Here is a 7,318-nt window from a genome sequence, read left to right on the forward strand (position 1 = left end):
ACATCCAGGCCGACATATTTCAGATCATCATTGTGGGTAGCACACATGCTGTCCTCCATCATTTCCGTGACTGGGGTCATCATACACGTATGGCATCCCCTCTCGTCGCGATTACGCCATGTCCCGAAGCTCCCGCAGTGATGCGAACGCTCGAGAAACTTGGTATCAGCACGACCATGCTCACGGGTGATACTGCGCAAAGCGCGGCTCCCGTCGCCCGGCATGCCGGAATTACGAGGGTTCAGGCGGCTTTACGGCCCGAAGGAAAGGTGGCGGCCATCGAGGCATTGCGTGGATCAGGATGCGTTGTGGGAATGGCGGGTGATGGGATCAATGATGCCCCGGCGCTTGCCGCAGCCGATATCAGTATCGCCATCGGCTCAGGTTCCGCCGCGGCATTGGAAACGGCTGATCTCGTCCTTATGAGTTCGGATTTGCGGGCCATTCTGGACGCTCTGTCTCTCTCAAAAGCCACTGTCTCAAAGATCCGCCAGAACCTCGTCTTTGCCTTCGGATATAATCTGGCGGCGATACCGCTTGCCGCCTGCGGTCTGCTAAACCCTGCTCTGGCCGGTGGCGCCATGGCGCTCAGCTCTGTCTCTGTCGTGTCGAACTCCCTTCTGCTCAACCGATGGCGCTCCGAGCGCGCGATCGGTTAGACCCAGCAGGAAACGCAACTGGATAAGGCCTGCCTCCTTCTGCGGGCTCTTACCCGGAGAGGATGTTGGATCTCCTTACAAATTATGCGTTTGTGACGAGCTTTAGGGCGGGACTTTCGGCCAGATCCTCATATCCGCCCGTAAGCCGTGCTTCGAGCGCGTAACCGCCAGCGCCGGTCATCAGCAAGATCGCCCTCCTTCTGGCGGGTGAACTGTCAGACACGCGGTCGCGCAGTCAGCGTGACAGATCAGATATCTGAAAAGCCATGCAAGTGTACGATAATTCTGTTTATCGGCTTGCGTAGGAATGAAAATTCTTAGGGCGGAACGGGCTTGTCGCACGGCGTTGTTAATGAATGTTGCAGAACAACAACATATTACCCAGAATGTGACTCGATCCAACCAAACTGTAATCGAACCTGCTTGCGTGTGAAGTCGCGTTTCTGCAACGAGACAGTATCGTAACAGTCCATTCCTCTCTCACACGGGCGATCCATTTCATGAAGTGCCACTCGATCCTCGCAAGGATTCTCGGTGCAACCGTGCTCACCTCCTCGTGGTACGGCGTACCAGCCGCCATGGCGGCAACCCAGGCGCACAAGCACAGCAATCATCGCACAGCGGCGTCCAAGGCTGCCCCGGTGCGTAGTCAGGTCGTCACCAGCGATGGCAGCCGGGCTGCCATTCCGACAGCCGCTCCCGCTGCCAAGCCTGCGGCGCGCGCACGTGTTCTGACCAGCGGCGTGAGCGAGGGAGGAAGCGAGAGCATCGTCGTCACGGGGTCGATGCTGCGCAGCTCGAACAACCAGAACGCGAACCCGGTCCAGATCGTCACGGCCAAGCAGATCCAGCAGACCGCCGCAACCACGCTGGGCGATTACCTGCAGCGTCTGCCGTCCATCGGCAACTCGGGCGCTTCCAATAGCCAGACCAATGGCTTCGGCGGCGTTTCCTGCACGGATATTCGCAATCTCAGCTCGAAGCGCGTCCTTGTCCTGATCGATGGCAAGCGCGTGGCGCAGGACCCTGGCGCCGCCTGCGTCGATCTGAACACGATCCCCATCGAGCAGATTGCGAGCGTCGAAATCCTCAAGGACGGTGGCTCCGAGCTTTACGGTGCCGATGCTGTCTCCGGTGTGGTCAACATCAAGCTGCGTCATGACCTGACCACGGGGGGCATGACCATCCGTGGCGGTATCACTGATCAGGGTGACTCTCGCACGGGTCTGATCTCTGGCTTCAAGGGCTGGAATTTCGACCATGACAAGGGCAACATCACCCTGGCCGGGCAGTACCTGACACAGGGCCCCGTGATGCAGCGTGACCGCGACTGGTCGCGTCTGGTTCAGGCCTCTAACGACCCCGGCGTGCCGCCCATCTACGGCTCAGGCTATACCGCGAATACGCGCGTCCTCAGCGGTCCGGGCGCCGGGCTGATCTCGAATGGCGATGGCAGCACGTTCTCGCGCTATACGGCAGCAAATCGCTATAATTACGGCAATAACCAGAGCCTCACGAATTACGTGCAGAACTCCGTGCTGTCCGGCGATGCCCATTACAAGTTCAATGAGCATTTCAACCTCTACGCCAATGTGCGCTACGCCCACAAGACGGCGGCAGCCTCGCTGGCACCCTCGCCGGTGGCCGGCTCGATCTACCCCTCACAGCTCTCCAATCCTCTCACTTTGCCGGCTAATGCGCCTTACAATCCGTTCGGCGTCGATACTGTCGTCCAGAAGCGCTACACGGATCTTGGTGATCGGCGTCAGGAATACGCGACGGATAACCTACAGATCACAGGCGGCATGAATGGGCTGATCACCCATAACTGGTATTATGACGCGTCGATGGGTTATGGCGTGAGCCAGGCACGCTACGATACCAACAATATGGGTAATTATCGCCATATCCTTCAGGAATATGGTATTCGCCAGCTCGACCCGACCGATGCGTCCAGCGCCGTCACCTATGACCCGACTGTCTGCCAGGCTGCTGCGGGATGCTCGTTGCAGAACCCGTTTGCGCCCATGTCGCAGCAGGGCGCTTCATACGCCAAGTTCAACCAGCACGATCATTCGCAATACATGATCCGTGACTTCAATCTGCGTGTGAACAACGACAAGGTTGTGCGCATGCCTTACGAGCATGGTGGTGATCTGGGTCTAGCCTTCGGCCTTGAGCATCGCAGCGAGCAGCTCAGCTATGCGCCCGATCCGCTTGCCGTGAATGGTGACACGACCGGCAACACCCAGTCCTATACGGGCGGCGGGTTCAATGCGACCGAGGTATATGGCGAGGCCAAGCTGCCGCTGCTGCGTGACGCTTTCCTAGCGAAGGACCTGACCGTCGATGCACAAGGTCGCTGGTCGCATTACAATACCTTCGGCAACACGCAGAACTGGAAAGTGGGCATCAACTGGGCGCCCATCCGCGACATTCGCTTCCGTGCGACACTTGGTACATCCTATCGTCAGCCCAATGTGTATGAACTCTATCAGGGGCAGTCGCTTGGCTATGCCGCAGCGAATGATCCGTGCTCCGGCGCCAGCAATCCGACCGTCATTGCCAACTGCATGAAGCAGGGCATCAATCCTGCAACATTCGAAGTGGCCAATTCCGGTCAGGTTCCGGCCATCAGCGGCGGTAACGGCAATCTGCGCCCCGAAACGGGTCGCACCTATACGGTCGGTACGGTCATCACCCCGCGCTGGATTCCGAACCTTTCGGCATCTGTCGAGTACTGGCATTACACGATCAAGAATGCCATCAGCGCGGTTTCGGCGCAGTATGTGCTCGACTCTTGCTATACGGGTTCAGCGCCGCAATACTGCTCCGACATCACACGCTCGTCCAACCAGCAGATCAACTATGTCAGCACGCTCTATGACAATCTTGGCGGGCTGAAGACATCGGGCATCGATTTCGATCTGGATTATCGTATCCGCATCAATCGCGAGAACTCGATCACGCTGAGCAACAACCTGCAGCAGATTGTTTCCTATCTGCAGCAGAACGAGCCGGGCGGAAGCTGGTACAACTATGCTGGTCGCCTGTTCTTCCAGGGCTCTTCGTCAGTCGGTATGCCTAATGGTATTCCCCGCGTGTCGAATTATACCACCGCGACGTGGCAGCATAATGCCTTCGCCTTCACCTATATGCTGCACTATACGGGCGGTATGGTGTGGAACGACATGTCGGAGGATCTGACGCGCCAGACGGCAGGACAATGGCGCACGCCGGGCATCTTCACCCACGATGTGACGGTCAACTATCGCTGGAACAAGTGGAACCTAGAGGCTGGTGTTAACAACATTCTCGACAAGAAGCCGCCCTTCGTCTTTGACACCGCCACCAACACGGCAAACGCCATCTATACGAGTGCCATCATCGGTCGCTACGTATTCATGCAGGTCAACCGGTCGTTCTGATCACGCCTGATCCGGCCTGTTTTAAAGAGCCGCCTCCCTTACCGGGGGCGGCTCTTCTGCTTTAATGCGTGATTAATTTCAGGGCGACTGTTCCACCGGCATCCGTGAAACGCAACGCGCACTCCTCGAAGCTTGGAGGGCCGTAGCTCAGCTTGGGATCGCGTGAGAAGCCAATTGGCTCCTTGGGGATTCCGATGAAGGTTCGATTGAGTTTCGCGTCGCCATTGCGGTCCTGGTAAGCCTGGATTGCGTAAGTGCCAGCAGGAACGTCGGAAAATACCACGGTGATCCGGGGAGCTGTTGAAGCGGTCTCAGCGTGGAAAGCGCAGCTGGGCTTGAGGAACTCGTCTTCCGTACACAGCGCCACCCGGATCGTGCCGGTATTGTCCGGGATATTGCTGATCTCGGCAGAGACAGTAGCCGCATGTGCCGGAGCCAGCCATGCCCCTCCGAACAGCATAGTCGCTAGGGCACCGAGCCCGACAGAGTGGCGCCGCTGGCGCGCAAAATCAGGTATCATAGATACGACCTTTCCAGGAGACGGGGCGCCCGAGCAAATGGCGTAGACGAGCGTGAAACTGGATCCAGAGAAGCAGAAAGACGCCGATGGGGCTCAGGAGGGCGGTTCGCAAGCCCTGGTGGCAGCGCAGGGCAACGATCAGCCGAAATGTAAGGCTGGCCATGCGTGCCATCCAGACTAGGGCGGTACCGCGACACAGGAAGGGAAGGATATGAGCGCCAGCGAGCAGTACGGTCCAGATGGGGAGTGCCACCGGTCCCGCCATGCCCTCGACGGCGTTTTTCATCAGACCGGCATAGACTTCCGACCCGCTGCGATACATGCGGCACTGTGCAAGGTCGGTCGCATCGATGAGTCGGGTGCGGTATCCGTGGCGTCTCAGATGGCGGGCAAGGGCAAGGCCGTCATGCAGGCGGCCCCTTATCGCTCCATGTCCCCCCGATTCACGATAGGCCTGCGCGCGCACCATTACGAGCTGCCCGCAGGCAGCGGCGAGCCCCGCTGAGCGCCCGTTATCCAGAGCCAAAGGAAGATAACCAAAGAGGAGAACATTGATCAGTGGTAGAAGGAGCCACTCGAGCCAGGTGGCGGTGATCTGACGGGGGACGCCGCTGAGGAGGGCGGGGGCATTCGGACTGTCTCCCAGCGCGACCAGGCGATTCACGGCGTCGGTCGTCAGACGCACGTCGGCATCGATGAAGAGCAGCCAGGGTTGGGTTGCTGCGCGCGCAAGCTGCGCGCAGGCGTGATTCTTGCCACACCACCCTTCAAGAAGCTGTGTTCCGCACAAGATCCGAATTCTATCATCACCGAGACTGAGCGCGCGGTCTGCAGTGTCATCACCCGAGTTGTCGTCGAGAACAAGGATCTCTTTGACGAGCGTGCCATTGGCCAAGACGCTTTCGAGGGCTGGAATGATCTGGGTCGCTTCATTCCGCGCCGGTATAAGGACCGACACCCCATCCTGTGATTTGATGGCGGCGGCAGGTGCACGCGCCAACACCCTCAGATTGGTCAGGCACAACAGCAGGGGGAGGAAGGCCAGTCCACAAAGGAGGTACTCGCGCTCCTTCTTTCGGCCCAGATCATCGTGCGACATGGCGCTTCTCGAACTTCCGTCCGCTCAAGCTAGCGGTGATGCGCTGCAGAGAGGCATAGACACCGCCCATGCCCTCCCGCCCGCCCAGGAAAGGCGTGAAGCTGGCGTGATCCTGGAGGCTTACCTTTTCAGCGAGGCGATCGCAGAGCACCTCGAGCGCCGCCTCCAGCCGGGGGGTCATGGTCGCAGCGCGCTCCCCACTACAGGTCAAGGGCGAACCGAACATGACCGCGACGTCCGGTCGGCTTTCGGTACCGAAGCTGTAATCGAGGGCTAAGGGCACGATGGGCGTGCCGGGCATACGAGCCGCCAGATGGGCAAGGCCGGGGCGCAATTGAAGCGGCCGCATGCGGGCATCAGTGAACGCGCCTTGTGCGGTGATCCAGAAGACCCCCCCTTGGCGCAAAATATCCGATGCATCACGGAGAAAGCGCCGTATCGATGAAACAGAGTTCTGATCGAGGGAAAGAAACCCGGCTCGGCGGAGAAGCGGGTAACGGGCCAGAGCCTGAGCGTCGATAGGGCCGAATCCGGGTCGGTCAGCGAAAAATCGGTCCTGCAAGACGGCAAAGACCGCAGGGTCCCACCAGGAAGGGTGGTTGCTGTAGAGGATTATGCCTTGTCCCGGTTTGAGTGCGGGTGGTTCCCCGGCATAGCGCAAAGAGGCAAAATTCTGCGTGACACGTCGGCGCAGAGCCTTGGTGATCCAATGCGCCAGAAACGGTGATCTGCCGAAGGCGCGGGATAGATCAGAGGACATGGGCGGCAGATGCAGCCTGAACCCGCGGGATGCCGTGAGCCGTGGCCGGCATAGGTGCACGGGCATCCTGATCCAGACAATCACCCGCTATCCAGCCGGACATGAGCGCCATGGGCATGCCAGGACCCGGATGGGCACTGCCGCCCGCCATATACAGCCCCGCAAGATCACCCGAACGATTGGCGGGTTTGAAACCTCCTGCAAGCTTCCCGTGACTTGCCAGACCGTAGATCGCGCCAGCCTGAGGCGCGTACCGCGTATGGATGTCCAGCGGCGTGAGATGGTGCTCTGCGACAATACGGGATTCGATGTCGGGCATCTTCCCGGCGGTCTTCAGCTTGTTCAGTATCGTCTGACGGTAGCCGGGGAACATTTCAGCCCAGTTCTGTCCCGGTCGGATATAAGGTGTGTGGACGAGCACGTAGAGTGCCTCCCCACCCGCCGGAGCGGTCTCTGGCTCCGTGCGCGCGGGGGCGGCGAGGTAGCAGGTCGGGTCAGGTGCGGGACGCCCCTGATGATAGATGGCGTCAAATTCCTCCTCCGCATTGCGGGAAAAGACAAAGTTGTGGTGCGCGAGATGCTCATAGCCCCGATCAAGCCCGAGATAGAGCACGACGCCGGAGCAGGCGGGCTCGCGGGATTTCCATTGTCGGCGAAATCTGCGGAAAGCGCGAGGCGCGACATCGCGATCAATCAGTTCGCGCATGGTCCGCACGCTATCCATATTAGATGGGGTGGATGGCTCCCGATCACGGCATCTATAGTGCCAAAGGTGAGGACGCCATCTTTGCGTACCTCTGATAGTGGAGCCATCCGAGATGACGATTACCACGATTGGTTTGGATCTGGCCA

At 59.3% G+C, this 7,318-nt stretch carries 5 protein-coding genes and 1 pseudogene; 2 read left to right on the forward strand and 4 right to left on the reverse strand.

What is annotated here, in order from left to right; translation table 11 throughout:
- Together WFJ47_RS16175 and WFJ47_RS16180 are read left to right on the forward strand one after the other, a co-directional pair.
- On the forward strand, positions 1 to 659 hold a 659-nt coding region (locus WFJ47_RS16175), incomplete at its 5' end, for an HAD-IC family P-type ATPase (protein ID WP_336764378.1).
- Between the two features lie 500 nt (positions 660 to 1,159).
- On the forward strand, positions 1,160 to 4,087 hold the full coding sequence (locus WFJ47_RS16180) for a TonB-dependent receptor domain-containing protein (RefSeq protein WP_408868674.1): 2,928 nt from the start codon (positions 1,160 to 1,162) through the stop codon (positions 4,085 to 4,087).
- Positions 4,088 to 4,148: 61 nt separating this feature from the next.
- Here WFJ47_RS16180 and WFJ47_RS16185 read toward each other — a convergent pair whose 3' ends face one another.
- From WFJ47_RS16185 to WFJ47_RS16200, 4 genes and pseudogenes are all read right to left on the reverse strand, one after another.
- Positions 4,149 to 4,607: a DUF2141 domain-containing protein gene (locus tag WFJ47_RS16185; RefSeq protein WP_336764381.1), complete on the reverse strand. Its 459-nt coding sequence runs from the start codon at positions 4,605 to 4,607 to the stop codon at positions 4,149 to 4,151.
- Positions 4,597 to 5,706: a glycosyltransferase family 2 protein gene (locus WFJ47_RS16190; protein ID WP_336764382.1), complete on the reverse strand. Its 1,110-nt coding sequence runs from the start codon at positions 5,704 to 5,706 to the stop codon at positions 4,597 to 4,599. The genes WFJ47_RS16185 and WFJ47_RS16190 overlap by 11 nt, the downstream gene beginning before the upstream one ends.
- A complete protein-coding gene (locus WFJ47_RS16195; RefSeq protein ID WP_336764384.1) occupies positions 5,693 to 6,466 on the reverse strand; it encodes a lysophospholipid acyltransferase family protein in 774 nt (257 codons plus the stop codon). Before WFJ47_RS16195 ends, WFJ47_RS16190 begins: the two co-directional genes overlap by 14 nt.
- Positions 6,456 to 7,196, reverse strand: a pseudogene (locus WFJ47_RS16200) (phytoene desaturase family protein); the annotation flags it as partial. The pseudogene WFJ47_RS16200 and the gene WFJ47_RS16195, both read right to left, overlap by 11 nt.
- Positions 7,197 to 7,318: the final 122 nt, after the last annotated feature.

The sequence above is a fragment of the Asaia sp. VD9 genome (assembly GCF_037150015.1).
Lineage (GTDB): Bacteria > Pseudomonadota > Alphaproteobacteria > Acetobacterales > Acetobacteraceae > Asaia.